Annotated in this window: 27 protein-coding genes; 19 read left to right on the top strand and 8 right to left on the bottom strand. The window is 40.7% G+C overall.

What is annotated here, in order from left to right; translation table 11 throughout:
- Nucleotides 1-19 precede the first annotated feature (19 nt).
- The 9 genes from hutH (at nt 20) to KQP93_RS20450 (ending at nt 7,738) form a co-directional block, all read left to right on the top strand.
- Entirely contained in the window at nt 20-1,513 is a 1,494-nt protein-coding gene (hutH, locus tag KQP93_RS20490; RefSeq protein ID WP_217876981.1) for a histidine ammonia-lyase, read from the top strand.
- An 11-nt stretch (nt 1,514-1,524) separates the two neighbouring features.
- The gene (locus tag KQP93_RS20485; protein ID WP_217876980.1) at nt 1,525-3,525 is read left to right on the top strand and encodes a urocanate hydratase; all 2,001 of its coding nucleotides are present in this window, start codon (nt 1,525-1,527) and stop codon (nt 3,523-3,525) included.
- A 121-nt stretch (nt 3,526-3,646) separates the two neighbouring features.
- A complete protein-coding gene (locus tag KQP93_RS20480) occupies nt 3,647-4,057 on the top strand; it encodes a GFA family protein (RefSeq protein WP_217876979.1) in 411 nt (136 codons plus the stop codon).
- A gap of 264 nt (nt 4,058-4,321) precedes the next feature.
- Nucleotides 4,322-4,714: a hypothetical protein gene (locus tag KQP93_RS20475; protein ID WP_217876978.1), complete on the top strand. Its 393-nt coding sequence runs from the start codon at nt 4,322-4,324 to the stop codon at nt 4,712-4,714.
- A 26-nt stretch (nt 4,715-4,740) separates the two neighbouring features.
- Nucleotides 4,741-5,103 (top strand): hypothetical protein, encoded by a 363-nt coding sequence (locus tag KQP93_RS20470; protein WP_217876977.1) that lies wholly within the window; start codon nt 4,741-4,743, stop codon nt 5,101-5,103.
- A gap of 215 nt (nt 5,104-5,318) precedes the next feature.
- Entirely contained in the window at nt 5,319-5,684 is a 366-nt protein-coding gene (locus tag KQP93_RS20465) for a hypothetical protein (protein ID WP_217876976.1), read from the top strand.
- A gap of 59 nt (nt 5,685-5,743) precedes the next feature.
- Complete coding sequence (locus KQP93_RS20460; RefSeq protein WP_217876975.1) at nt 5,744-6,214, top strand: DUF4262 domain-containing protein; 471 nt, start codon at nt 5,744-5,746, stop codon at nt 6,212-6,214.
- 78 nt (nt 6,215-6,292) lie between these two features.
- On the top strand, nt 6,293-7,105 hold the full coding sequence (locus KQP93_RS20455) for a helix-turn-helix domain-containing protein (RefSeq protein ID WP_217876974.1): 813 nt from the start codon (nt 6,293-6,295) through the stop codon (nt 7,103-7,105).
- Between the two features lie 75 nt (nt 7,106-7,180).
- Complete coding sequence (locus KQP93_RS20450; protein WP_217876973.1) at nt 7,181-7,738, top strand: YbhB/YbcL family Raf kinase inhibitor-like protein; 558 nt, start codon at nt 7,181-7,183, stop codon at nt 7,736-7,738.
- A gap of 464 nt (nt 7,739-8,202) precedes the next feature.
- Here KQP93_RS20450 and KQP93_RS20445 read toward each other — a convergent pair whose 3' ends face one another.
- Nucleotides 8,203-8,634 (bottom strand): hypothetical protein, encoded by a 432-nt coding sequence (locus tag KQP93_RS20445; protein WP_217876972.1) that lies wholly within the window; start codon nt 8,632-8,634, stop codon nt 8,203-8,205.
- Between the two features lie 184 nt (nt 8,635-8,818).
- Here KQP93_RS20445 and KQP93_RS20440 point away from each other — a divergent pair, with 184 nt between their 5' ends.
- Both KQP93_RS20440 and KQP93_RS20435 read left to right on the top strand, forming a co-directional pair.
- Nucleotides 8,819-9,274, top strand: a complete 456-nt coding sequence (locus tag KQP93_RS20440; protein ID WP_217876971.1) for a hypothetical protein — start codon at nt 8,819-8,821, stop codon at nt 9,272-9,274.
- A 58-nt stretch (nt 9,275-9,332) separates the two neighbouring features.
- Nucleotides 9,333-9,806, top strand: a complete 474-nt coding sequence (locus KQP93_RS20435) for a mechanosensitive ion channel family protein (protein ID WP_054552094.1) — start codon at nt 9,333-9,335, stop codon at nt 9,804-9,806.
- 57 nt (nt 9,807-9,863) lie between these two features.
- Here KQP93_RS20435 and bfr (KQP93_RS20430) read toward each other — a convergent pair whose 3' ends face one another.
- From bfr (KQP93_RS20430) to KQP93_RS20405, 6 genes are all read right to left on the bottom strand, one after another.
- On the bottom strand, nt 9,864-10,328 hold the full coding sequence (gene bfr / locus KQP93_RS20430; RefSeq protein WP_054552095.1) for a bacterioferritin: 465 nt from the start codon (nt 10,326-10,328) through the stop codon (nt 9,864-9,866).
- Between the two features lie 11 nt (nt 10,329-10,339).
- Nucleotides 10,340-10,813 carry a bacterioferritin gene (bfr, locus tag KQP93_RS20425; protein WP_054552096.1) on the bottom strand — a complete coding sequence of 158 codons (474 nt, stop codon included), beginning with the start codon at nt 10,811-10,813 and terminating at the stop codon, nt 10,340-10,342.
- A gap of 210 nt (nt 10,814-11,023) precedes the next feature.
- Entirely contained in the window at nt 11,024-13,159 is a 2,136-nt protein-coding gene (locus KQP93_RS20420) for a TonB-dependent receptor (protein ID WP_217876970.1), read from the bottom strand.
- 353 nt (nt 13,160-13,512) lie between these two features.
- Entirely contained in the window at nt 13,513-13,848 is a 336-nt protein-coding gene (locus KQP93_RS20415; protein WP_217876969.1) for a DUF3703 domain-containing protein, read from the bottom strand.
- A gap of 27 nt (nt 13,849-13,875) precedes the next feature.
- Nucleotides 13,876-14,946 carry a PepSY-associated TM helix domain-containing protein gene (locus tag KQP93_RS20410; protein ID WP_217877482.1) on the bottom strand — a complete coding sequence of 357 codons (1,071 nt, stop codon included), beginning with the start codon at nt 14,944-14,946 and terminating at the stop codon, nt 13,876-13,878.
- Nucleotides 14,947-15,010: 64 nt separating this feature from the next.
- Nucleotides 15,011-15,868 carry a cation diffusion facilitator family transporter gene (locus tag KQP93_RS20405; RefSeq protein ID WP_217876968.1) on the bottom strand — a complete coding sequence of 286 codons (858 nt, stop codon included), beginning with the start codon at nt 15,866-15,868 and terminating at the stop codon, nt 15,011-15,013.
- A gap of 157 nt (nt 15,869-16,025) precedes the next feature.
- Here KQP93_RS20405 and KQP93_RS20400 point away from each other — a divergent pair, with 157 nt between their 5' ends.
- The 3 genes from KQP93_RS20400 to KQP93_RS20390 are packed head-to-tail and all read left to right on the top strand — an operon-like array spanning nt 16,026 to nt 20,707.
- Nucleotides 16,026-16,403: a hypothetical protein gene (locus KQP93_RS20400; protein ID WP_217876967.1), complete on the top strand. Its 378-nt coding sequence runs from the start codon at nt 16,026-16,028 to the stop codon at nt 16,401-16,403.
- Between the two features lie 56 nt (nt 16,404-16,459).
- Nucleotides 16,460-17,587: an efflux RND transporter periplasmic adaptor subunit gene (locus KQP93_RS20395; RefSeq protein WP_217876966.1), complete on the top strand. Its 1,128-nt coding sequence runs from the start codon at nt 16,460-16,462 to the stop codon at nt 17,585-17,587.
- Between the two features lie 9 nt (nt 17,588-17,596).
- Entirely contained in the window at nt 17,597-20,707 is a 3,111-nt protein-coding gene (locus KQP93_RS20390) for an efflux RND transporter permease subunit (RefSeq protein WP_217876965.1), read from the top strand.
- A 68-nt stretch (nt 20,708-20,775) separates the two neighbouring features.
- Here the strand turns inward: KQP93_RS20390 and KQP93_RS20385 are convergent, their stop codons facing one another.
- On the bottom strand, nt 20,776-21,186 hold the full coding sequence (locus KQP93_RS20385; RefSeq protein ID WP_217876964.1) for a GFA family protein: 411 nt from the start codon (nt 21,184-21,186) through the stop codon (nt 20,776-20,778).
- Between the two features lie 271 nt (nt 21,187-21,457).
- On the opposite strand from KQP93_RS20385, the gene KQP93_RS20380 reads away from it, so the two are divergent.
- The 5 genes from KQP93_RS20380 to KQP93_RS20360 all read left to right on the top strand — a co-directional run bounded on the left by KQP93_RS20380 (nt 21,458) and on the right by KQP93_RS20360 (nt 25,106).
- Entirely contained in the window at nt 21,458-21,943 is a 486-nt protein-coding gene (locus tag KQP93_RS20380; RefSeq protein ID WP_054552102.1) for a GNAT family N-acetyltransferase, read from the top strand.
- Nucleotides 21,944-22,065: 122 nt separating this feature from the next.
- On the top strand, nt 22,066-22,572 hold the full coding sequence (locus tag KQP93_RS20375; RefSeq protein WP_217876963.1) for a hypothetical protein: 507 nt from the start codon (nt 22,066-22,068) through the stop codon (nt 22,570-22,572).
- 15 nt (nt 22,573-22,587) lie between these two features.
- Nucleotides 22,588-23,199 (top strand): superoxide dismutase, encoded by a 612-nt coding sequence (locus KQP93_RS20370; protein ID WP_217876962.1) that lies wholly within the window; start codon nt 22,588-22,590, stop codon nt 23,197-23,199.
- An 87-nt stretch (nt 23,200-23,286) separates the two neighbouring features.
- Entirely contained in the window at nt 23,287-24,636 is a 1,350-nt protein-coding gene (locus KQP93_RS20365) for a DNA-3-methyladenine glycosylase 2 family protein (RefSeq protein WP_217876961.1), read from the top strand.
- Nucleotides 24,637-24,638: 2 nt separating this feature from the next.
- Nucleotides 24,639-25,106 (top strand): methylated-DNA--[protein]-cysteine S-methyltransferase, encoded by a 468-nt coding sequence (locus tag KQP93_RS20360; protein WP_217877481.1) that lies wholly within the window; start codon nt 24,639-24,641, stop codon nt 25,104-25,106.
- Nucleotides 25,107-25,114: the final 8 nt, after the last annotated feature.

The following is a 25,114-nucleotide window of genomic DNA, read 5'->3' as shown; positions in this document are numbered from 1 at the left end:
TGTTCTTTAGGAGTTATAAATGACATTTAAGTATGGTGTTGACCAATTAACGTTAGACAGCGTTAATGCTATTGCAGCCGGTACGTTACAGGCAGAGCTTTGCCAAGAAGCAATTGATAAAATTAATAAAAGCCGCCAAAACGTAGACAAAATGGCTGCCTCAGATAAAGCCATTTATGGTATCAATACGGGCTTTGGCCCATTGTGTGATACACAAATTTCTCCAGAAGAAACCAACTTATTACAAAAGAACTTATTGATCACACACGCTGTTGGTGTGGGTGAGCCAATCGCTAAACCTATTTCAAAGCTGATGCTAATCACCAAAGTACATGCATTAAGCCAAGGTTTTTCAGGTATTCGTTTAACTGTTGTTGAGCGTATGCTTAAGTTTATTGAACTTGATATTATCCCTGTTGTACCAGAGCAAGGCTCAGTTGGCGCATCGGGCGACTTAGCACCGTTATCACATTTATTCTTGCCTCTTTTAGGTGAAGGTGAGTTTTGGGTTAACGACACAATCAAGCCAGCAGCAGACGTATTAAAAGAGCACGGTTTAGCGCCTTTAGATTTACATGCAAAAGAAGGCCTAGCATTAATTAACGGTACTCAGTTTATTTTATCGCATGCCATTACTGCGCTTACTAAAATGCGTTACTTATTAGACCTTGCTGATATCGCAGGTGCTATGAGTATTGAAGGTATGCAAGGTAGCGAATCACCGTTCCGTGAAGAATTACACGCAATTCGTGCTTTTAAAGGTAACGTTGAAGTTGCAGCGCGCATGCGTAGCTTTTTTTCAGGCTCTGAAAACATGGCTTCACATACTGATTGTGACCGTGTTCAAGACCCTTACTCACTGCGTTGTATTCCACAAGTTCATGGTGCATCACGTAACGCGTATAACCATTTAAAAGAGCTTGCTGAAACAGAAATGAACTCTGTAACAGATAACCCAATTGTGATCAGCGAAGAAGAAGCCATTTCAGGCGGTGGTTTCCACGGCCAACCACTTGCTATGGTATTAGATTACGCATCAATCGCAGCGGCAGAGCTAGGTAACATTGCTGATCGTCGTTGTTACTTACTGCTTGAGGGCTTACACGGCTTACCACGTTTATTAACAACATCGGGTGGCTTAAACTCTGGCATGATGATCCCGCAATATGTGACTGCGGCATTGGTAACAGAAAATAAATCATTGTGTTTCCCGCCATCAGCAGACAGCGTACCAACATCAATGGGCCAAGAAGATCACGTATCTATGGGTAGTATTTCTGGTCGTAAGTTAAACCAGATTTTAGGTAACCTTGATAAAATCTTTGCTATTGAGTTGATGTATGCAGCGCAAGCAATCGAATTTAGACGTCCTAACAAGTGTTCTGACATCATTGAAGAAAACTTTGCGCTAATTCGTAGCAAAGTTACCAAACTAGAAGAAGACCGCTTACTTAAGCCAGACATCGACGCTATGGTAGAACTTGTTAAATCGCAAGCGTTTAAAGTTAACTAAGGGAGCAAATAATGACTTTTCAAGAACAAATTAAGCAAGGTATCCCGAGTGTATTACCCGAGCCAAAACCGTATCCAAGTGATGCAAACCGTGCTCCAAAACGTAAAGACATTTTATCGGCTGACGAAAAGCAATTAGCTATTCGTAACGCATTGCGTTATTTCCCTAAAGAATGGCACAAAGAATTAGCCGCTGAATTTGCCGCTGAGCTTAAGCAATTTGGCCGTATTTACATGTATCGCTTTAAGCCTAACTATGAACTTAAAGCGCGCTCAATCAGTGATTACCCGGCTAAATGCGAACAAGCTGCCGCTATCATGTTAATGATCGACAATAACCTTGATCCTGCAGTAGCACAGCACCCTGAAGAGCTAATCACTTACGGTGGTAACGGTGCGGTATTCCAAAACTGGGCGCAGTACTTACTAACCATGAAGTACTTAAGCGAAATGGAAGAAGACCAAACACTACACATGTACTCAGGTCACCCTATGGGGTTATTTCCATCATCAGTTGAAGCACCGCGCGTGGTTGTGACTAACGGTATGATGATCCCGAACTATTCAAAGCCGGATGACTGGGAAAAATTCAATGCGTTGGGTGTAACTCAATACGGTCAAATGACTGCGGGTTCATTTATGTACATTGGCCCACAAGGTATCGTGCACGGTACAACTATTACGGTAATGAATGCATTCCGTAAAGTGCTCGAAAAAGGCGAATCACCACAAGGTAAGGTCTTCTTAACTGCTGGTTTAGGTGGTATGAGTGGTGCTCAGCCTAAAGCGGGTAACATTGCTAACTGTATTACCGTATGTGCCGAGGTTAACCCTAAGGCGGCTATTAAGCGTCACCAACAAGGTTGGGTTGATGAGCTAATCGATAATATGCCAGAGCTTGTTGAGCGTGTACGTTCTGCTCAGCAAAATGAAGAAGTGGTTTCGATTGCCTTTATTGGTAACGTGGTTGATGTATGGGAAAGCTTCTTAGCAGAAGATATTTTCATTCACTTAGGTTCAGACCAAACTTCACTTCATAACCCATGGTCAGGCGGTTACTACCCGGTTGATATCAGCTATGAAGAGTCAAATCGTTTAATTCGTGAAGAGCCAGAAGTATTTAAAGAAAAAGTACAAGCGACGCTTAAGCGTCACGCCGATGCTGTAAACAAGCACACGGCAAAAGGTACTTACTTTTTTGATTACGGCAATGCGTTCTTGCTTGAAGCATCACGCGCTGGTGGCGATGTAATGGCTGAAAACGGTATTGATTTTAAATACCCGTCGTACGTACAAGATATTCTTGGCCCAATGTGTTTTGACTACGGTTTTGGCCCGTTCCGCTGGGTATGTACGTCAGGTAAACCTGAAGATCTTGATAAAACAGATGCGATTGCTGCAGACGTTTTAAATAAAATCATGGCGGACTCGCCTGAAGAGATCCAACAGCAAATGCAAGACAACATCACGTGGATCAAAGATGCGAAGCAGAACAAACTAGTTGTTGGTTCGCAAGCTCGTATCCTTTATGCAGACGCACAAGGCCGCGCTGAAATCGCTAAAGCGTTTAATGATGCCATTAATCGTGGCGAAATTGGTCCGGTTGTACTTGGGCGTGACCACCATGACGTAAGTGGTACAGATTCACCTTTCCGTGAAACATCAAACATCTATGATGGTAGCCGCTTCACAGCAGACATGGCGATTCACAATGTAATTGGTGATGGTTTCCGTGGTGCTACTTGGGTATCTATTCACAATGGTGGCGGTGTAGGCTGGGGCGAAGTGATCAACGGTGGTTTTGGTATGCTACTAGATGGTAGTGAAGCTGCCGAGCGTCGTTTGAAATCTATGCTATTATTTGATGTAAACAACGGTATTGCTCGTCGTAGTTGGGCGCGTAACGAAGAAGCTAATTTTGCGATTAAACGTGAAATGGCTCGTACCCCTAAACTTAAAGTGACCTTGTCTAATAACGTTGATGATGAGGTTTTATCAAACTTAGATTTCTAAGTTGTGTTAATGCAAAAAGGCCATGTTGTAAGCGCAACATGGCCTTTTTTATTGCCAAAAATTATTAAATAGCGCATCGTTTAGGGAATAAATTTTTAGCTTGGCGAATAAGGAGATAGATATGACTAGATTACTTACAGGCGGATGCTGCTGCGGCGAAGTGAGTTTTAAAGTCGCTGATAACTTTAGACGTTTTTTCTTCTGTCATTGCGAACAATGCCGCAAACTGACTGGCACTGCTCACGCTGCAAATTTGTTTACCTCGCCTGATGCTATCGAATGGGTTAAAGGTCAACATCACATCACGCGGTTTAATTACCCTGGACGTGCATTGTCTAGAGCGTTTTGTAAAACCTGTGGCTCAGCGCTGCCATTTGAATCACAAGACAGTAAATATCTACTTGTACCTGCAGGCAGTTTAAATGAAGAGCCAAGTAAAGAATTAGACGCGCAAATATTCTGCGAAGAGCAAACCGAATGGCATAAAAAAGGTTTAAATGGCAAAAAACTGATTGGTTTTGGTCGCGATTAAGTCTGATTAAAGAGTAAAGTTAGCGAGTCACAAGTTTGTAGGAGGCGTTTCAACGCCGAACAAGTAGCTGCGATTTTACATCGCGTCCCAGTGCCTGAATCCTAGTGCCTCATGTTTTCTGACGTAGGCGTGAAACTTGTTTCGCGCGTTTGTAGGTCGTGCTTTAGCGCGTTAAAAGAGAATTTAGCGAGCTACGAGAGTGAAATTTGACCAGTTAATCGAATTTGATTAATCTGTAAAACTCAATTTAAAAGGAGGTTTAATATGTTTAAAGTTTTAACCTTAGCTGCTTTAGTCTCAGTAGCAGTACCTACAAATGCAAATGAAATTACAGCCGAGTTTCTTAAAAAAGAGCTAGAACTTGCTCATTCTCAGTACATCAAAGGTTCGAACGATAGTGCGCTCTATGCGTTAAATGCACTTGCAAGAATTCTTGAGCTTGATAGCGCTAAAACGCTGCAAACAGAATTAGGCCCTAATAATCTTGCTTTTACTTATCTTCGAATTGGAATCATTCATGAGCATGCAGGTGATCAGCAGCAAGCCAATAGCTATTTTGCCAAAGCGATGAATGCTCACCAAGGCGAAAAACTTCAGCTTGCAGCGCTCAAAGCTTATGTAACTAAATTAGACGAATCAGCTGCTCACTTAATTTAAGTATAATTGAAAATACAAGGAAGACGATGATCAAATGGCACGAACTGAATAAATATCAAAAAGCTGCATTTTGGTGTTTGATCGCTATTGTTGGTTGGTTCTCACCTGAGATTGCACTGTTATTTCATTTTGGTGGAATAGAAGTTGTATTTGCTTTTTTAGCAATGTACAGCTTGCCTATCATCAGAGTAGTGCGTTCTTATTTTCTAAAAATTAAAGAAAACCTGCTACTTGCCTATGTGTCATTTCAAAAAAGTGCCTCTGGTAAACCCAACGTCTTTTTAATGCAAACGGCATTTTGCTGTCTTGCAGTTGCATTCACCGGATCATTCTCTTTTGCAATGGTATTTTTAATGCCAGGAATAATGTTAAACAATATGCTTGTTTAATTGGGTTAAAGTTAGCGACATACAAGGGTAAAGTTTGCGAGTTACAAGTTGGTAGGAGGCGTTTCAACGCCGAACAAGTAGCAGCGATTTTACATCGCGTCCATGAGCCTGAATCCCAGTGCCTAATGTTTTATAACGTAGGCGTGAAACTTGTTTCGCGCGTTTGTAGGTGGTGCTTTAGCGCGTAAGGTATAAATTTAAAGGTTAATGCACAAATGGATTTAGATGAATTAAATGCTTACCTCGCAAGGTTGCATGGGCAGGCAACAGTTGAAAAAATTAATGTACCAACAGAACAAGCTTCTGGTTCCTTAAAAATAAAGTTTAATGGTGATATTGGTACTAGAGACAACGGGGAAATAGAAGTAGAGTTTTTAGATGTTGATTCTTTAAGTTTAGCATTTAGTTTAGTTGGGCCTATTAAAATTGTTATCGCAAATGAGCTTGTATCAAGCTACCTAAATGAGAATTACCTAGAAATAAATTTTAACTTTTATCAATTAATTGATGATGTAGGAGTTAAATGGTGGATATACGCTAAAAACTTTAGAGCAAAGAGATTGCCTGCTTTTTACAAATAATGTTTAAATTTTATAGTTTATTTTCGACCGTAAAAAAATTACTTAAATCAAAGGTTACCATGAACGAACAAGATCAGGTTGCTTTAAACAACATTGAACACTTTGGATGCCATGTATTGAAAGTTATGGAAGGGGAAGATGCGCCTGAATTTACTTATTCGATTGGTATTAATAAAAAACAGAAGAAACCGGACTTAATCATTCTAGGTTTAGATAGTTCATTGGCTCACTCAATGATTAATAACTACAAAGATAGATTGCTTAAAGGTGAGGTTTTTGAAGTAGGTAAATTTTATAGTGATTTTCTTGAAGGCTTCGATGTGACTTTCATCTATGTAGATAGTTCACATTATAAAGAATACTTAGGTTATGGCCTGTGGTTACATAATGAAAGTAATTTTAAGATGCTTCAAATGGTATGGCCAACAACAAAAGGTTTATGGCCATGGGATGAAGGTACTTCTGATTATTATCAATGGGCACAACCTATATTAAATAAGACAGGAATAATCGAAAAAGTTTGTTTGTAGGAGGTGTTTCAACGCCGAATAACTAAAATTCACGGATGATGCCGTTCCGCTCAGAGCAATGAAAAAACACTATAAATTATGAATGAATTGATAGAGGTAGGTTTAAGCACAGTAAAGCAACATCAGTCTTTACCGTTTTCGATTTACTGCGCTAATGATGAACAGCATATTGTTAATGTGCCTATCGCAAACCCATTACTTGTCGTTGTGTTATCTGGCAGCAAAACGTTAATTGATACAGAAGAAGTTAACTGCGATGCAGGTGATTTTGTTTTTATGGCAAATACACCGCAGGTCGCAATGCGTAACATTCCGCAAAACTTTGGCTATATTGCTTTATTGATTGAATTTGATTACACCGACTTTGAGTGTTTGAAATATCAAGCCGGCGCAAAGAAAAAGTTTATTACAGGGCAAGTCGATTCACTGTTTAAAATGACCTTAAAACAATTTATTGAATGGGCTGCAGTAACGCCACCTCAATTATGGCCAATTAGAAGACAAGAGCTGCTGCAAGTGTTATTTTCTCAGGGTTTCAGAGACTTAGGTTCAATTATTGAGCCACCAACACTGACTCACAAAGTACATACTATCATCGCTGGTGATTTAACGCATGATTGGGATGCAAGCAGTATTGCAGCTACGTTAGCGATGAGCGAATCGACACTCAGAAGAAAGTTAACCGCAGAAGACAGTAGTTTTCAGTTAATTAAAGATAACGCGCGTTTAAGCCATGGACTACACTTGATTCAAAGTAGCTCACAGTCTATTGGCAGCATTGCACAGCAATGTGGTTTTTCGTCGCAATCTAGATTCACCGATAAGTTTAAACTTTTGTTTAATACGACTCCAACAGCCCTTCGTAAAACAATAATGAGCGAAGCAGGCTAATAATTGACAGTTTTGGCACTAATTTGATCTGTCTTTGCTAGGTATTATGATTATTCTTATTAATCGGAGAATATTATGAAATCATCAACATTGAAAATTGCTACACCGTTATTTCTACTATGCTTATCTGGCACCACATTCGCGGAGACATTTACTCTAACAAGCAAAGACATTGCCCATGGTGACTTTATGGGGAGTGCGCAAGAATTTAAAGGCTTTGGTTGCAATGGCGATAACCTTTCTCCACAACTCGCTTGGCAAAATGCACCTAAAGGAACTGAAGCATTCGCATTGACCGTTTATGATCCTGACGCGCCTACAGGTAGTGGCTGGTGGCATTGGCAAGTTGTGAATATTCCTAAGTCGGTATCAAGTTTAGCAAGCGGTGCGGGCAGTGAAGAGAAGAACAAATTGCCAAAAGGCAGTGTGCAGATAACAAATGATTATGGTTTCAAAGGCTTTGGCGGCGCTTGCCCTCCAGAAGGACATGGCGCTCACAGATATCAATTTACACTACATGCATTATCACAAAAACTTGAATTACCAGAAAACGCATCAGGTGCGTTAGCAGGCTATATGATCAATGCTTATTCGCTTGATTCAGCAACAATTGAGGCGCTTTATAAGCGTTGAGAGAGTTAGCAAGATAGGAGAGTAAAGTTTGTAAGAGGCGTTTCAACGCCGAACATTTAAGGTTCACGGCTGAAACCGTTCCTAATTGAAAATTTCCACGGTTTTTGTTGCCATAAATGGCGACCTACAAGGGCACCATCGTAGGCGTGAAACTTGTTTCGCGCGTTTGTAGGTCGTGCTTTAGCGCGTTAAAAGAGTAAAGTAAGCAAGGTACGATAATAAAGCTTGTAGGAGGCGTTTCAACGCCGAACATTTAAGGTTCACGGCTGAAGCCGTTCCTACTTGAAAATCTCCACGGTTTTTGTCGCCATAAATGACGAACTACAAGGGCACCATCGTAGGCGTGAAACTTGTTTCGCGCGTTTGTAGGTCGTGCTTTAGCGCGTTTGTTTAAAAATAGTCGCGGCATAAAGCCGCTGCTACTTATGAAAGTGTATGGCCTCAAACATCATTGGCTCGCAACTTTAATCATCTTTCTTTGCTTTTTTCGCGAGAATTTCAACTTCGGCTTTTTCGGTTACACCTGCCATACTGAGGGCTGTGCTGCCTACTGATTCATATTCAAGTTTAATTTTATCGAGTTTGGCGTCGTTTTTGTCTGGCAAATTTAAGCTACGTGATGACATTCCTTTGGTTAGAACACCCAGGTTTTCAAATACTTTTTCTTCACCATTATTCATGACGACTTTAATGCTTTTAAGGTTCACTGTGCCATGGGTGCATTTAACTTTAATATGGCTGTAGTGGCTGCTGGTGATAGGGTTAACGGTATCGGTTTCGCTTTTATAACTAACTTTTTTTTCTGCGATTGTTTTCCAGTCGTCATCACCAGCTAGGCTTTGAGTACTGGTTAAGGCTAAAAATGTGGTTAAAGCGATGAGTTTGACTATTTTCATTTGATTCCCTCCAAAAATTATCATCATTAAAATTTATAGCATATAAACAGATTGGTTGCCTATGCAAAGTTCATAAAATAGAACCAAAAGCATTTTTTAATCGTATTAACTACTACGTTATAAATTCACCAACCTTAATCAGCATGCTATGCTACTAAAGTGTCTATAAGTTTATGGATTTTCAATGAGATATTACTTTTGTTTAGTGGCTTTTTTACTCTCAACATCGTCATTTGCCAGCGCTCTGCTGGATGTAAAGCCGAGTAATAAAACCCAATTTTTGACTTTAATTAAAGACAAACAAGGTGACTACAAAGCAAAAGAGGGTAGTGATGCGGTTTGTCAAAACGCATCTTTTTCATTGATAAAAGAACCAACGCAAGGCTTTAGCTTAGGTACGTTAATCGACTTTAGTGACCTACATAACGGCACGCAGGTAAAGAAGATACCACACTTTTGCGTTGTCAGTTCGAAGTTAAAATACTTCGTAAATGGCATTGTTAGAACTAAGCGCTACTTTCGCTGTGATAATGAAGGCGACAACGGTTCAACAACTGAAGATCTGCGTTTTAAAGATAATGGCAATATTACTTATACACTGAGTAAACCTAACGTTTCTTGTGTGTTTGAAAAGCAATAATTGTATGCCTCGCGCAATTTTAAGCCTATGATGGGCTTTATTTTTACTTGTAAATCTTATGACTAGCCAATTTATTCAAGCATTTTTAGTACTAGCTGCTTTTTACATAGCAAGCCTTATTATTGACCGTGCTATTAAACAGTTTCAACGTCGCTTTGATTCAACCGCTCTTGAAACTTTCCGGCTTATATCTAACTCGCAGCGCGCTATTTTATTATTTATTGGTATTGTGCTTGCGTTATCGAAACTGGGTTTTGACGTAGCCGCGTTAGTTGCCGGCTTAGGCCTAACAGGCTTTGCTTTGGGTTTTGCGTTGAAGGATGCTATTTCAAACCTAGTAGCAGGTGTGATGATTGTGCTTTATAAGCCCATTAAGCTTGGTAATTACATTGAAGTGAGTAATTCAAAGGGCACAGTGATTGACCTTAATTTGCGCTATATCACAATTAAAGGCGAGGGAGCCGTGCATTTAATTCCTAACTCTTTAATTTTAAGTAATAAAGTGTCAATCATTGATCGCGAAGATGATTAATCACAAATTTTAGACATAAAAAAAGCAGCCTAGGCTGCTTTTTTAAGTTTTAGCAAATTACATTTGAGATTGCAGGTAATTCTCAAGCCCTGCGGTTTTGATTAACTGCTGCTGTGTTTCAAGCCAATCAATCTGTTCTTCTTGCTCATTTAAGATGTTATCTAGCGCTTCGCGGCTGATGTAATCTTTTTTCTCTTCAGCAAGTTTAATTGCCGCTTTAAGATCAGGTAATGAATCAAGTTCAAAGCTCATGTTAGCTTCGATCATTTCTTCAGAGTTTTCACCAATACGTAGGCGACCTAAATCTTGTAGGTTTGGTAAACCTTCTAAAAACAAAATACGCTCGATTAAACGGTCGGCGTTTTTCATTTTTTGAATAGATACTTTGTAATCAGCTTTGTCTAATTTTGAAAAGCCAAAATCTTTAAACATACGAGCGTGTAAAAAGTATTGGTTAATACCTACTAATTCATTCGCTAATACTTTATTAAGTGCAGCAATGACGCTTTTATCGCCTTTCATACAATTAGCCTCTATTCGCCCATTTGAGATTGATGGTAGTTTTGGCTACCAATTTTGTCGATTAGACCAAGCTGTTGTTCTAACCAGTAAACATGATCTTCTTCTGTATCAAATAATAGCTTTTCAAGCACTTCGCGTGATTGATAGTCTTTTTCTTGTTCACAGATTGCAATTGCTTCTTTAACACAATCAACCACTTCTAGTTCAAGTGTTAAATCGTTTTGCATCATGCTTTTCACGTCTGAGCCAATTAACAGATCACGACGCTTAGTCATGTTTGGTACGCCTTCTAAAAATAGAATACGTTTAATTAACCAATCAGCGTGGTCTTTTTCTTCTTCCATTTCGTGGTTAAGACGCTCATACAGCTTATTTAGGCCCCAATCGTCATACATACGAGAATGAATAAAGTATTGATCTATAGCAGCTAATTCGTTTGCGAGTAGTTTGTTAAAACTATCTATGACTTTTTGATTACCTTTCATAATGCTGTCCTCAAATTCCAAGTTGCGGTAATTGTAGTATATTAAAACAAGATTGCAAACTTTTTCCTTTGTAAATCAGTTATTTACTATTGAGTGTGATTCTCGTTTAAGTTTGCGTTAATGGTTGATAAATGAACAATTTATCGTTTCTATTCTTAAATGAAAAAAGCCCTTACTAAGAAGGGCTTGTTGTTCTAAACAAAAGTTAGTTTAGAAGCTATAGGTTGTACCAAGTGTAACAGTGGTACCTAAACCTTTAATGTTATAGCCACCGTAGGTGTATGACTGAGCGCGGGCAGGGTAGTAATCATTGTTAAATAGGTTTTCTACGCCCATAAACGCTTGCCAGTTATCGCTAAAGTTATAACGACCGCTTAGGTTAAATAGGTTGTAACTGCTAATTGGCCCTTGGTCGCCAACATAGTCGCCGTCTGCATTTGGTTCAAAACGTTTACGTGAACCCACATATAAATAACTCACCGTAAGTGATAACTCATCATTAGGTTGCCAGTTTAAGTTAGCAGTGCCTTTTGGTGGGCTTATTTGGCGCGAACCTAAGTAAATGTCGTCTTCGGTATTTTTACCTTCAACATAGCTGTAAGTTGCAACCAGTTTTAGAGTTGGATTAATTTTATAATCAACCAATGTTTCGTAACCCCAAATCTCTTGCGGTGCACGTACCGGCTCATAAACACCCGTTACTTCATTAAAGCTATTTGTGGTGCCAAACTCTGATGTACTGCGGTAAGCTGCAAATTCAAAACGTAAGTTATCAAACTGTGAGGTAAAACCAACTTCATAGTTATCGATGATTGATGCTTCTGTTTGAATTAGACCAATATCATTCACTGTCGCTGAACGTAGTAGGCGACCAATATCTGAGATATCAGACCCTTGTGAATAATTGGCAAACGGACTGAAAGCATCCAGTAAATTGTATTTAATACCAACATTGTAAGTGGTTGCATCGTAATCAATGGTGTCGCCTTTTACGCTAAGCGGCACAGAGCACTGTGTTTCAGAGCGGCAAAGCTTTAAGGTGTTGTAATCATCAACGGTTAAATCAATGCTCTCTTGGCGCACACCCGCTTTAATGACTAAATCATTATCGATTACCCATTTTGTTTGTAAAAAGCCAGCAAGGCTTTCCATATCCATTTCTGGAACCCAAACACGGCCATCTACAAGTGGTTGAGACGTCACATCATTCAGTGCATCTAGGCCATAAATGAAGGTAGCTTCAACATTGTCAAAATCAACAAGGGTATTAAATGTAGCGCGTGCACCTTTCTTTTCAGAACGAATAATTGATTGGCCGCCTTCGTAGCCTTCGTCTGGGTTAGCTAAGTTTGTAGAAAAGAAAAACACATTCTCGATATCTTGCATGTAAAGGTCGAGCGTCATTTGGGTATTAGTAAACAGGGCGTAGTCTGTGTACTTTATGGTAATGTTTTCGTTACCATCTGGGCCTTGTGGTTTACCTTGCTTTTGCAGCTCTTTAGGTACATGAATGGCATATGTTTTTTCGCCATCATTTAGGTTACCAACAACGTCACCTAAATCGGTTTTTTGTTGAGAACTAAAGTAGTTATAGCTAAATTGCAGTTGTTTTTCATCGTCAAAGTCATAACCAAGTTTGGTGAAGTAGTTTTCTGTTACTGCATCAGATAAACCATATTGTAAGCCAAGAATATCGCCTTCGGCGTCACGTTGAACACCATTTTCTTCATAACTTGCAGTAAATAAATAGCTGAGTTTATCTGCTCGGCCATTAACCGCAGCAGAGACTCGCGCACCGGCGCTTTCTTCTAACTTAACTGCACTAAAGCGTGACGATAGGCTGATCTCACCTTCTGGCTGACCATCACTTGTTGCCTGCTTTGTGATGTAATTAATAATACCGCCCGATGCACCATTACCATAAACAGAGGTAGCACCTTTGATCACTTCGATACGCGCAATGGCACTTGGGTCGAGTGTTTTAACTCCCAAAGAGCCGTTTCTGAGCGGTGTAGATTGTGGCACACCATCAATCATCACAAGTGGTGCACGGCCACGTAAACTCTGACCTGTATTACTCGAACTACCTGTATCTGGTGCAAGGCCTGGTACCATTTGCGCAAGTAAGCTTTGTAGCTCTGGATTAACTTTTAAATGCTCTTCAATTTGCTGTTGGCTAATAATCGTTACAGAAGCGGGTACTTCATCAATGCTTTCAAATACACGGCTGCCTGACACAACAACGTGTTCCATTTCTTCTGCGGTAAGTTTTTTATTGATGGCATCATCAGCAAATGCCTGGCTGCTAATTGCAAGAGCGACCAGAGTCAGTGAAGTTTTTAACATGCTTGTCCTTGTTAAATCGGTATTTATTATGTGATTGTGGGGCAGTCTAAATGTAAAGAAGTGTAAAGGCAAGGCTAATGATAATTATTTGCAATAAACATTATGTCGTTTTGTACCTGCTTATTTAAATTAGTTATTAAGCAAATAGCTATTAGGATTAGCTGGACTGTAGCTGTGTTTTTATACCAATCCGCTTAATTAAGTCGTCTATTTTGAGGCAATAAAACCTCGTTGATAACAAGGCAAAAATTTCGTTATTTAGTTGTTCTAAATGAGAAATTTTTAACGCAGTTAGCGACAGGCTTAATCCCTCAAAATGATTAAGTATTATTGCGGGTTGGTATTAGCTGTCGCTAGTTTAAAAAACGTTTTAAGTCGTCTGGAATAGGCATTGGTTTGAAAGGGCTAACATTAGTGCCGCCGGTGTTACCGAGAGGGACCCAAATACGCGAAAATACAATTGAAGCTGCCATGCGAGCAATTTGGCCAACTATTTCCTTGGTATTATGGGTTTTAAAACCAATTTTACACATCCACCAATGAGAGTAAGTATGCGCAATGATATAGCTTTGACCCAGAATATGAGCTCGCTCTAAGTGGTAAAAAGCGGTTGTGTAATCTGCTTTCTCGTAACTAGTCCTAGCCAATATCATTTCGGTGTTAAAGGCATTTTTGAGCTCACTATTCATGGCGAATGGTATTTTCGATACAGTTGTTTATTTGTAGTGCCGTTTGTACCAAAAGTAAACACCTGAAATCGTGAAAAATAACGGTGACAAAGCAAATAGTAACCACAGTAATTGCACAATAGGGCCTGCAAAATCACCAATATGAAACTTATATTTAAAGTTCCATGTTTGCGTGGTCCAAGAACTTTGGCTGGCATCATAGCTTGCAACAATATCTGCAGAATATGGGTTTGCCCATACCCAACTATAGGCATGGCTTTCACCTGGGTTCTCTATTCTGAAACCAATGTTATCAGTTGGCTTTTTCGGTAAATAAATTCTAAATAACTTACCCTTAGGAAATACAGTTTTTGCGTTATCAAACGCTTTTTGCACTTGAAAAGGCGTATCCGCTGAAGGAGGAATAACTACTGGTGGTTTAGGTCTATCTTCAACAGTGCCTTGCATCACAAATTCTAATACGGCTTTGGTTTGTGGTTTCCAGTTAAACGCCATACCTGTGTAGGCAATTAAAATGAGTGGAATTAAAAAGTACACACCCAGAACGGTATGCAGCTGATACATCAGCACTCTAAATTTTGCTTTACGCTTAATAGCCAAGCGTTTAATACGATTTTTTGGTTTAACCCAAATATAAAAGCCGAGCAGAATTTCAAAAATAAGAATGAGCGCACACACAGATACCCAGTTTCTTAGCGGGCGGTTTTTATCGCCATCTTCATAAAGCAGCCAGCGGTGCAAAGCCATGGTAAAGCCATAAATCGTAGTGTAGTAATCGTACTCATGTAACACTTGGCCGTTGTATGGATTAACACTGACATAGCGGTTGTTTGCTAACTGTAATTGCCAGGCAAGATCCCTGCGCTGCTCAGGCATCAACAGGGTAACCGGTTGTTTGGTTGAAGCTGAAACATGTTTTATGAGGCTATCGAAATCTAGTGCTGAAGCCGCTGGCGTTACAGTCCATTTATCGCTTTGAGTAAGGTATTGAATGTCTTTTGCGTAAATAAGCAACGCACCGGTCAAACTTAAACAAATTAAAAATAAACCACTTACTAAGGCAAGTAATAAATGCGTACGACGTAACCACAACTTCAACAAGGTTTGTTCCTTCAGTTTGCTGTTAAAACAAAACTGAATGGTAAATGATAACGCGTAACATTTACACTAAAACTTGTTCTATGGTGCAGCTTTCAATTGCAAAGTTATCATGCAAAAAGTGACGTATTTCATCGTTATTGATGTTGTGCTTGGCACTGAACTTAAGCTCGCAATGAACGTGATGATCATCTACCTGCCATGTTTTGAGGTAATCAATATCAGTGATTGCAAATTGGGTTTTAAGCTCAGTAATAGCTGCTGTTAAAGCAAAATTATCAGGGGCTGCCTGCATCAAAATTTTACTGCTCGCCATTAATAGCAAAATACCATGGTAAATGACATACACAGAAATGAGCATAGTGGCAATTAAATCAACAATATACCATTGATAAAGAATGATTAAGGTACCTGCTATGATCACCACTACAGAAGCTAATGCATCAGACACATTATGTATAAACGCAGCACGAATATTCATGCTGTCTTTAGCACCTGCTTTGTAAGTTAAAAGGGCGGTGACAAGGTCAATAATGAGCGCAAGTCCAGCGACCCAAATGATGATCCAACCATCAATGGGCTCAGGATTTAAATAGTTGGAGATGGCTTCAACAATTAAGTAACCACCAATCACAATTAAACTTAAGCTGTTAAATAGAGTTGCTAAAATTTCAGCGCGTTTGTAGCCGTATTGATAACGATCGTTGGCAGGTTTGGCGCCAATTTTTCGGGCAATTAGGGCAATGAATAACGACGAGGCATCACTTAAATTATGCAGTGCATCAGCAATTAACGACAAGCTGCCAGAAACAAGGCCGCCAATCACCTGAGCGACAGTTAATAACACATTGATTGCAACTGCCAGCATGAGTTGGCGGGTGCTTTGGTTATTTGTATCGTGATGATGATGTCCGTGTCCCATAAAAATACCGAGTTATTGATTTGCTTTATTTTTATACCACGCGTGCCGTGGTATTGAAATGTTTGTAATGATTTGTTCGTGTACAGATTATAATTTACTGTTCAAATGCGGGTGGATTTGTTAATTTAGCGCCGTTGTACCAATTTTTAGGCTCAATGTGAAAGCTGCATTTATTATTTTGATTAGCGTATTATTGCTCCAGCCACTGCTGGATAGCTTTGATGTGGCCGATCATAATGCTGCGTTTAATCACACCTCGGTATTGCTATCAGAAGAAATTGACCTTGAAGCCCATTGCGCAGCCAATGGCGATCACCTGTTACATCAATCAGAGCATGCCGAGCTTAGCAAACAGTTGTCTGACTCAGCCGAAAAAGGCCATTGTCATGTTTGTCACAGCCCTGCATTTGTTGATTCGCTGCAATTGTCTGAACCTACAGATGTCTATTTCACTAAAATTGAATCACTTGATTTCAACTTCAAATCGGCTGACTTAGCACCGCTTCATCGCCCACCTATTTTAGCTCTTACTTAATCCAAAACCCTTTTTAGATTTTTTGGGCTTAGCCCATTTTAAGTAAGAGACACTCTATGTATTTAAGAAATTTTATGCGTTACGCATTACTGTGCGTATGCTATATGGCTGTGACAAATATTTATGCGACAGAGCAAGCGCATAACCATCAAGAAAATGAGCAAGCTGAACATGCTAATGAAGTCAGTTTAACTGAGCAGCAACAGCAACTAGCTAATATCAAGGTTGAGCGCCTTGTACTGAAAAAACACAATCAAACCTTGTATGCACCGGGCGAAATTAAAGCCAATGGCTACGCCAGTTATGTGGTGTCACCGCGTGTTGATTCTATCGTTGTAAAACGCCATGCCTTATTAGGGCAGCATGTAAATAAAGGAGACTCTTTAGTCACTTTATTTAGTGGCGAAGTAGCCAGCCAGCAAACAGAATTTAGATTAGCAGAAGCACAGTGGCAACGTGTTACTAAAATGACCGCGGGTACAGTCAGCGAAAAACAAATCTTAACTGCCAAAGCCGAGTATGAAGTGGCTTATAGCCGATTAGTTGCCTTTGGTTTATCAAAACAAGCTATTGCACAAACACTCACCATAAGCCCAGAAAAACTCGGTGAATACACCTTGTTTGCACAAACATCGGGGGCTGTTTTAACCGATAACTTTGCCCAAGGTCAGCGAGTTGATTCGGGGATTGAGCTGATGCTGATTGCCGATGAATCTGCGCTTTGGGTTGCTGCTCAGCTTTCAGCTAATCAAGACCGTACTATCAGTAATGGATCTACGGCGCTGTTAGAAGTTAACGGCAATCGCTATCAAGCAAGGGTTATTCAAGAAGCACATACCATTGATGAACAAACACGCTCACGAACCGTTAGGCTAGAGGTAAAAAACACGCAGCATAGTTTGCATCCAGGCATGTTTGCGGATGTGTATTTTCATTTTGAAACAGATCAAGCAGTGCTCGGCGTACCTGAAAATGCATTAACACGCAGTGCAGATGGTGATTGGCAGTTATTTGTCGTTGATGACGATGGTGGCTTTGTTGCCCAAGAAGTAACCCTTGGCAGAAGTTTTGGTGATTATCGTGAGGTGACAGGTATTAAAGCCGGGGTTGAAGTTGTAACCCAAGGTGCTTTTTTTATTGCATCACAGCTAGCTAAAGGCGGATTCGATCCGCATAACCACTAGAGGTGACGCATGTTTAATTTATTAATAGAGGCGGTAATAAAGAACCGACTACTGGTTGTATTGGCCTTGCTTGCAGCGATTGCAGTGAGTGCATTTATGATCCCAAAGCTTAATTTAGATGCCTTTCCTGATGTGACGAATGTTCAAGTTGCGGTGAATACCGAAGCGCCAGGGCTTGCGGCTGAAGAAGTAGAGCAACTGATAACTTACCCGATAGAAGCGGTTATGTATGCGCTGCCCGATGTAGAGCAGGTGCGTTCTATATCTAAGACGGGGTTATCAGGTGTCACTGTGGTGTTTAAAGAAGGTGTTGATATTTACTTTGCTAGGCAACTGGTTTTTGAGCGTTTGCAGTCTGCTAAAGAGTTGATCCCAGATGGTGTCGGTATGCCAACCATGGGCCCTAATACATCAGGGCTTGGACAAGTCTACCAATATTTACTTGAAGCAAAGCCAGATGCAAACATAGATAGCATGGCACTGCGTAGTTTAAATGATTGGGTTGTTAAATTACTTATATTACCCATTGATGGTGTGACCGATATTCTGTCATTTGGCGGTGAGGTAAAGCAGTATCAAGTGAACATAAACCCGAATAAATTACTTGCTTATGACTTAACACAGCAAGATGTTAGTAACGCACTAGATGCTAACAACAGTAATGTGGGTGGCTGGTATATGAACCGTGGTCAAGAGCAGCTTGTTATTCGTGGTACAGGTTGGTTTACCCCAGGCGAAAAAGGGCTTGTTGAGATTGCGCAAACACCTATCAAAACCATTGATGGGACGGTCGTTAAAGTGGCTGATGTTGCGAATGTTGAGCTTGGTAGTGAAATTCGCCAAGGCGCTGTCACCTTATCTAAACGCAATGAACAAGGCGAAATAGTCAATCGTGGTGAAGTGGTGACTGGTATCGTGCTGAAAAGAATGGGCGCTAATACCAAGCAAACAATTGATGGCATTAACGCGCGTGTCGAGATGATAAATCAAGCACTGCCAAAGGGGGTTGAATTTAAAGCCATTTACGACCAAGCAGAGCTTATTAGCCAAGCGGTACAAACGGTTATTGATGCACTGCTTCTAGCTTTTGTGTTTATTATCATTGTATTGGCGCTATTTTTGTTGGATTTAAGAGCAACATTTTTGGTGTTGTTGTCGATCCCTATTTCGATTGGTTTAGCACTGAGTGTAATGGCATGGCTTGGCTTGTCGGCAAACTTAATGTCGTTAGGTGGGATTGCTGTTGCAATCGGTATGCTGGTAGATGGCTCTGTTGTGATGGTTGAGAATGTATTTAGGCACTTAGGGCTTAAGCATAATCAACATAAGCATTCTTCGGAGCTGGTTGCTATTGCTGCAAAAGAAGTCGCACGGCCCATCTTTTTTGCCTCTTTGATTATTCTAACGGTATTTTTACCGCTGTTTAGCTTTGAAGGCGTTGAGGCGAAGTTATTTCAGCCAATGGCAGTGAGTATTATGCTTGCGATTATTAGCGCTGTGATTGTTGCTTTGGTTGTGGTGCCAGCTCTGTGTGTGTACTTATTTGCTAAAGGCGTGACAGTAAAGCAAAGTATTTTGTTAAAACCTATCGATATGCTTTATCAACGGGCTTTACAAAAAGCATTGCAGGCTAAGCGTAGCGTTTTAGCTACAGCAGGGTTATTACTCATTATAGCGGCCGTTATGCTACCTAGGCTGGGTACTGAATTTGTGCCAGAGCTTGAAGAAGGCACTATTAACCTACGTGTGACACTTGCCCCATCTGCAAGTCTCGATACGGCAATCTCAGTGGCGCCTAAGCTTGAAGCCATGTTGCTTGAATTTAGTGAGGTGGAATATGCGCTGAGCCGAATCGGTAGGGCTGAAGTGGGGGGCGATCCTGAACCAGTTAACAACATTGAAATCTATTTAGGCTTAAAACCTCATGAGCAATGGGTAAACGCGAAAACGCGGGTCGAATTACAGCAACTAATGGAAGCCAAGCTTGAGCAGTTCCCTGGACTTTTGTTTAACTTTTCACAGCCTATAGCAACCCGAGTAGACGAGCTTTTATCGGGTGTTAAAGCGCAATTGGCAATAAAATTATTTGGTAGTGACCTAGGCGTTTTAACTGAAAAAGGCCAACAAATTGAGCAGTTAGTTCAGCAAATACCTGGTGCTAAAGATGTCGCGATGGAGCAAATAGGCGGTGAAGCACAGCTGATAGTCAAACCTAACCGTTTGGCATTGTCGCGCTTTGGTTTATCGGTGGCTGATTTGATGGATGTAGTTCAGCACGGTATTGGCGGGCAATCTGCAGGGCAAATCATTAATGCCAATGAGCGCTATGATATTTATGTGCGTATAGCAAAAAGCTTTCGGCAAAACCCAAATGTGATTGCTGATCTTAGATTGCAAACCCCCACGGGTGCCATTGTAAGGGTGGGGGATGTAGCCGATGTACAAATTGAGTCTGGAGCTCCGCAAGTTCGTCGCGATGATGTTCAAAGGCGGGTGGTTATTCAAGCGAATGTGCAGGGGCGAGATATGGGATCTGTAGTTGCCGATATACGCGCTACCATTGCCGATAAAATGCAGTTACCTAGTGGTTACAGTGTGGCGATTGGCGGGCAGTTCGAAAACCAACAACGGGCACAACAGCGGCTTATGATAGTAGTGCCTGTAGCCTTGTTACTCATTGCGTTATTACTTTATTTTGCTTTTAGTAACCTATCGCAAGTGGTGCTTATTCTTGTCAATGTTCCTTTGGCTGTGATTGGTGGGGTGATTGCATTGTATGTGTCTGGGCAATACTTATCTGTACCCAGTTCAGTAGGGTTTATCACACTGTTTGGTGTTGCTGTATTGAATGGTGTGGTGATGGTCGAAAGTATTAATCAAAGGATTAATGCAGGAGATAGCAAAGACAAAGCAGTATTTGATGGCGCTGTTTCAAGGCTAAGGCCCGTACTCATGACCGCGCTTACTTCAATGCTTGGACTAATTCCAATGCTCCTTAGCACAGGAATAGGAGCAGAAATACAAAAGCCCCTTGCCACGGTGATTGTTGGCGGCTTGGTCAGTGCAACCTTCTTAACTTTATTTGTACTTCCGGTACTTTATAAGTCGATGAGTAAGTAAATTAAAAGGAGAGCCATGCTCTCCTTTTACTGTGTCATGCCAGTGGTAATGCTGAACGTAAAATAGAACTACTTTTTGATGTCTGAGGGATGGTTTACACCATCGTAAGTTGGAATCCCACTTACTTTTAGTGGGTTAACTCCTTCAAGGCAAGCAACATTGAAACCATATTGACTAGGGTTAGACCGTCTTTGGTGGTGAGTATATATACCGCATTCACTGCAAAAGTAGTGCTTGGCCTTCTTAGTGTTGAATTGGTATAACTTTAATTTTTCTTCACCTTTTATGATTTTTATACCTGACAACGGCACCGAAGCTACTATAGCGCCCCTTCTTCTACATAAAGAACAATCGCAGCGCCTTATGTCCTCAACACCATTTGGTAAATGGAGTTCAATTACTACACTACCGCAATGACACGTCGCTTTATGTCTTTCTTTAATGGGAGTTCCATCAACAGCTCTTAAAGATATAGTCATTAAAATTCCTTTTCTTATTCATTAAATGAAAACACTAGCATAACGTAACTGATAACTTAATTGAATTGCCCATAATTAAAAGCAAACTTACCCCAGTTAATGATCATAAATAATGTTTCTTGAATTTGATTTAGTGCTCAATTAACACTAATGAATATTAATTGGATGTATCCCCTTTTTAATGCCGTGTATTTCTGTAAAGGGCGTTTACACCATGCTAAAGCCCTTATAAACTGGGCGTTACAATAATGATGTAAAAAAGGAATACAGAGTGAGTAACGCAATTACAATTCGTCCGGCAGTCGCAAGTGATGCTGCAACAATCCTACATTTTATTACCGAACTTGCTATCTACGAAAAAGAGCCTGACGCAGTTAAAACAGACGAGCAAGCTATTTTAAAAACATTGTTCAGTGAAGGCGCAACGGCGCATAGTGTCATTTGTTTAGAGGGCGATACACCAATTGGCTTTGCTGTGTATTTTTATAATTACTCAACCTGGCTTGGTAAAAATGGTTTGTATTTAGAAGACCTTTACGTCAGTGCTGACAGCCGCGGTAAAGGCGCTGGTAAGCAAATTATGCAATATCTTGCTAAGCAAGCACTCGAAAAAGACTGTGGTCGTTTTGAGTGGGTGGTACTTGATTGGAATAAACCAGCCATTGATTTTTACGACAGCATAGGTGCTAAACCGCAAAACGAATGGATTATTTACCGCCTAACAGGCCAAGAGCTTATCGACTTTGCGCATCAATAAGTAATGTTGATATAGCTTAAAATCAGCAAGTAACAATATAAATAAAAATCATTTGCATTTAACCTTTTCTGTGTGTAGTTTAAATACACATAGAATGATTGGTATAAGTGCAGGTGATTTTTATGACTCAAACAACACGCCACACACCGTTAACTTCGAACGCCATTGATGACGCGCTGGCCCCTTGGCAAAGTGCAATTTATCAAGGCAACTTAGCATTTGAATCTGGCGAGCTTATTACTGCGCGTGATCATTACACGGTTGCCAGCAGCTGCGCCGAAACACTACTCGCGCAATTTTCTAATATCCCAATCAACCAGTCGGTAACTCGCTCGTTAGAGCATTGTAATGCAGCATTTGTTGTTGCCACTTTGAATCTTGCCGACACTTTTAAAGTCATGCAAAAACCAGATAAAGCCTGCACCTGGCTTTGTCATGCTCATCAACGATTAAGCGTGCTATTAAATCACCCAGAGCAGCAAGTTCGCACCTTGGTGCTGCACCATCATCATAAAACCTATTATGAGCTGGTTAAGTTTGCGAGCATGGCATCGGCATTTCCGACACTCATTAACCGAATCAACCAGCTATTAGCTGACTATCCCCATAAAACGCAGTTATTACATTAACGATAAGGAATCAGTATGCCTTTTACATTACCCGATTTAGCTTATGACTATGATGCACTTGAACCGCACATTGATGCGAAAACCATGGAAATACATCACACCTTGCATCATCAAACCTATATCAATAAAGCGAATGCTGCACTAGAGGGCAGTCATTACTCTGAGCATGATGCTGAAACATTACTACGCACTATTTCATCAATGCCTGAGTCTTTACAAAAAGCAGTGCAAGAGCATGTGGGTGGTCATCATAATCACTCATTATTTTGGCAAGTTATGTCTCCTAATGGCGGCGGTACGCCAAGTGCAGAGTTAAACACTGCAATAGTTGATACATTTGGTAGCTTTGACGCATTTAAAGAGCAATTTACTAATGCCGCGGTAAGCCGCTTTGGCAGTGGCTGGGCGTGGTTATGTGTTGATGAAAATAACCAGTTGGTCGTTGAAAGTAGCCTCAATCAAGATAGCCCATTAATGCATAATCATACGCCTATTTTAGGGCTTGATGTGTGGGAACATGCGTATTACTTGAAGTATCAAAATCGTCGCCCTGAATATATTGCGGCATTTTACGAAGTGATCAATTGGCCGGAAGTTGAACGCCGATATTTAGCCGCAGTTAAATAGCTGTTTAAATAGTTAAGGTCCGAAACTGGCTAGTCAAAAAATAATATTCAGTTAAGCTAACGGTATTAGCGTGTAACGAGAATAATTATGACTAGCCAACAATGGCAAACAGCAAGGCAAAGCCGCGACCCACGATTTGACGGGGTGTTTTTTGTGGCGGTGAAAAGTACTGGCATTTATTGCAGACCCATTTGCCCTGCACCAACGGCACAAGAAAAGAACGTTGAATACTACCAATACGCGCACTTGGCTGCGCAAGATGGTTTTCGGCCATGTATTCGCTGCCGCCCAGATAGTGCACCGAATAGCCCAGCTTGGCTAGGTACTAAAACCACTGCATTACGCGCCAAACAACTGATTGATAAAGGTGAGGCTTACGACTGTGAGGTTTTAGCCGACAGACTCGGCGTGTCTAGCCGCTATTTACGTCGTTTGTTTAACCAACATTTTGGACTCTCGATCACCCAATATCGATTATTTAACCAATGCAATTTTGCCAAGCAGCTATTACAACAAACAGACTTATCAGTGGCAGATATCGCATTTGCTTCTGGTTTTAATAGTATTCGCCGTTTTAACGATGCTTTTTTAAAGCAGTTAAATATTGCCCCTTCAAAGTTACGTAAGTCTGATAAAAAACCAGCCTCAACATTAACTCTAACACTGGCATTTAGGCCGCCTTATAACTGGCAAGCACTCCATGACTTTTTACAGCGCCGTTTAATTAGTGGTCTAGAATGGTTGAGCGCAACGAGCTATGGTCGCACTTTTAAAGACAAATATTGCCAAGGGCAATTCACAGCGCATTTTGTTGAGCATAAAAATCATTTTAAAGTGGTTATTGATATCGATAACACTCGTTATTTACAGCAAGTGATCCATAATATTCGCCGTGTGCTTGATTTAGACGCCGACACGCACACTATTGAACAGCATTTAATTGCAGAGCTTAAAGGCGCCATGCCGCTTTGTGTTGGGCTGCGTTTGCCGGGAATTTGGTCAGACTATGAAGCGGGCATACGTGCGGTACTTGGTCAGCAAGTGAGTGTTACTGCGGCTCACAATCTTGTTAAACAGCTTGTAAGTGAGTTTAATCAGCAAAGTAATAACCACTATTTTCCAAGCCCTGAATGGGTTGCCAATTCTGAACTCGATTTTTTTAAAATGCCACAATCACGCAAAGATGCGCTAAGGCGTTTAAGTGCCTATTGTCAGCAAAACCCAGATAATCAAGAGCTTGATAATTGGCTAGAGCTCAAAGGTATTGGCCCGTGGACAGTTAATTACGCCAAGCTACGCGGTCAAAGCCACCCCGATATTCTATTGGCGGGCGACTTAGGGGTTAAAAAAGCCCTCGCTGGAATCAGCGAATTTAATAGCGAGCACTGCGCGCCATTTCGCTCTTATTTAACTTTTCAACTATGGCAACAATTATGAGTATGCAACAAGTTATTATGCCAAGCCCGATTGGCGATATTACCATTCAAAGTACATCAAAAGGCGTCAGTTACGTTGGCTTCTACCCGGTGGTTACAATGAAAACAGAGGTTGTTGATGAGCACACTCTTACACCCATTTTAATTTGTATAAGTGAGCTTAATGAGTACTTTAACGGTGAGCGTACACGTTTTACAGTTCCCCTTGATACCCAAGGTACCCACTTTCAAAAGCAAGTATGGCGTGCGCTGATAGATGTTGAGTTTGGTCAAAGCAAAAGTTACCAAGATATTGCAATTGCTTTGAATAACCCAAAAGCGGTGCGTGCAGTAGGCGCTGCAAATGGTAAAAACCCCATTAGTATTATTGTGCCGTGCCATCGGATTATTGGCGCAAACGGTAAACTCACAGGCTATGCAGGTGGCCTTGAAAGAAAAGAGTGGTTACTTAAACACGAAGGCTTGTTATAAAACAGCAA

This window comes from Pseudoalteromonas shioyasakiensis (assembly GCF_019134595.1).
Lineage (GTDB): Bacteria > Pseudomonadota > Gammaproteobacteria > Enterobacterales > Alteromonadaceae > Pseudoalteromonas > Pseudoalteromonas shioyasakiensis_A.
The sequence above is the reverse complement of the archived record's forward strand: the minus strand, read 5'-3'. Positions and strand labels throughout refer to the sequence as shown.

Excerpts from the sequence above, each read along its gene's own strand:
- KQP93_RS20445 (WP_217876972.1), bottom strand. The coding sequence starts at position 8,634 with ATGAAAATAGTCAAACTCATCGCTTTAACCACATTTTTAGCCTTAACC.
- KQP93_RS20465 (WP_217876976.1), top strand. The coding sequence starts at position 5,319 with ATGGATTTAGATGAATTAAATGCTTACCTCGCAAGGTTGCATGGGCAG.
- KQP93_RS20365 (WP_217876961.1), top strand. The coding sequence starts at position 23,287 with ATGACTAGCCAACAATGGCAAACAGCAAGGCAAAGCCGCGACCCACGA.
- KQP93_RS20435 (WP_054552094.1), top strand. The coding sequence starts at position 9,333 with ATGACTAGCCAATTTATTCAAGCATTTTTAGTACTAGCTGCTTTTTAC.
- KQP93_RS20420 (WP_217876970.1), bottom strand. The coding sequence starts at position 13,159 with ATGTTAAAAACTTCACTGACTCTGGTCGCTCTTGCAATTAGCAGCCAG.
- KQP93_RS20460 (WP_217876975.1), top strand. The coding sequence starts at position 5,744 with ATGAACGAACAAGATCAGGTTGCTTTAAACAACATTGAACACTTTGGA.
- KQP93_RS20440 (WP_217876971.1), top strand. The coding sequence starts at position 8,819 with ATGAGATATTACTTTTGTTTAGTGGCTTTTTTACTCTCAACATCGTCA.
- bfr (WP_054552096.1), bottom strand. The coding sequence starts at position 10,813 with ATGAAAGGTAATCAAAAAGTCATAGATAGTTTTAACAAACTACTCGCA.
- KQP93_RS20485 (WP_217876980.1), top strand. The coding sequence starts at position 1,525 with ATGACTTTTCAAGAACAAATTAAGCAAGGTATCCCGAGTGTATTACCC.
- KQP93_RS20450 (WP_217876973.1), top strand. The coding sequence starts at position 7,181 with ATGAAATCATCAACATTGAAAATTGCTACACCGTTATTTCTACTATGC.
- KQP93_RS20455 (WP_217876974.1), top strand. The coding sequence starts at position 6,293 with ATGAATGAATTGATAGAGGTAGGTTTAAGCACAGTAAAGCAACATCAG.
- KQP93_RS20415 (WP_217876969.1), bottom strand. The coding sequence starts at position 13,848 with ATGAATAGTGAGCTCAAAAATGCCTTTAACACCGAAATGATATTGGCT.
- KQP93_RS20385 (WP_217876964.1), bottom strand. The coding sequence starts at position 21,186 with ATGACTATATCTTTAAGAGCTGTTGATGGAACTCCCATTAAAGAAAGA.
- KQP93_RS20470 (WP_217876977.1), top strand. The coding sequence starts at position 4,741 with ATGATCAAATGGCACGAACTGAATAAATATCAAAAAGCTGCATTTTGG.
- KQP93_RS20475 (WP_217876978.1), top strand. The coding sequence starts at position 4,322 with ATGTTTAAAGTTTTAACCTTAGCTGCTTTAGTCTCAGTAGCAGTACCT.
- KQP93_RS20405 (WP_217876968.1), bottom strand. The coding sequence starts at position 15,868 with ATGGGACACGGACATCATCATCACGATACAAATAACCAAAGCACCCGC.
- bfr (WP_054552095.1), bottom strand. The coding sequence starts at position 10,328 with ATGAAAGGCGATAAAAGCGTCATTGCTGCACTTAATAAAGTATTAGCG.
- KQP93_RS20375 (WP_217876963.1), top strand. The coding sequence starts at position 22,066 with ATGACTCAAACAACACGCCACACACCGTTAACTTCGAACGCCATTGAT.
- KQP93_RS20360 (WP_217877481.1), top strand. The coding sequence starts at position 24,639 with ATGCAACAAGTTATTATGCCAAGCCCGATTGGCGATATTACCATTCAA.
- KQP93_RS20395 (WP_217876966.1), top strand. The coding sequence starts at position 16,460 with ATGTATTTAAGAAATTTTATGCGTTACGCATTACTGTGCGTATGCTAT.
- KQP93_RS20390 (WP_217876965.1), top strand. The coding sequence starts at position 17,597 with ATGTTTAATTTATTAATAGAGGCGGTAATAAAGAACCGACTACTGGTT.
- hutH (WP_217876981.1), top strand. The coding sequence starts at position 20 with ATGACATTTAAGTATGGTGTTGACCAATTAACGTTAGACAGCGTTAAT.
- KQP93_RS20370 (WP_217876962.1), top strand. The coding sequence starts at position 22,588 with ATGCCTTTTACATTACCCGATTTAGCTTATGACTATGATGCACTTGAA.
- KQP93_RS20480 (WP_217876979.1), top strand. The coding sequence starts at position 3,647 with ATGACTAGATTACTTACAGGCGGATGCTGCTGCGGCGAAGTGAGTTTT.